The organism is Ruminococcus sp. 210702-SL.1.03 (assembly GCF_020559915.1).
Lineage (GTDB): Bacteria > Bacillota > Clostridia > Oscillospirales > Ruminococcaceae > YE71.
Map to the genome: position 1 here is coordinate 1 of NZ_JAJCLZ010000129.1, position 424 is coordinate 424.

The 424-nt window shown below is 42.0% G+C and carries 1 protein-coding gene; it reads left to right on the forward strand.

Going from position 1 to position 424, the window contains the following annotated elements:
• Positions 1 to 424 (forward strand): phage antirepressor KilAC domain-containing protein (locus LI114_RS13760; RefSeq protein WP_227221139.1); only part of this gene is annotated, 424 nt, incomplete at both ends.

The window sequence follows — 424 nt, forward strand, 5'->3', positions numbered from 1 at the left end:
AACGAAGAAATGTTTATTGAAAACTACCTGCCCTTCCTCGACGAACCGTACAAAAATCTCTTCCGTCTGCAAATGACGTTTATCAGCAAATTGAATGAACGGATCAGAACTGATAAGCCTCTCGTGGATTTAGCTCTGCACGTTGCCAACAGCGAGGATCTCATAGATATGAATGCTATGGCAAAGCTTGCGGCTGATAAAAATTTCAATATCGGCAGAACAAGACTGTTTCGCTGGCTGAAAGAAATGGGAGTGCTTATGTCAAACAATCTGCCGTATCAGAGATATATTGACCGCAGATATTTTGTTGTAAAAGAGTCGGTGTTCGAGGTCGAGGGTATGAAAAAGACTTATCGGCAGACGTTTGTGACGGGAAAAGGTCAGCTTTTTATCATAGGTCTGCTGAGAAAATATTACGGAAAGG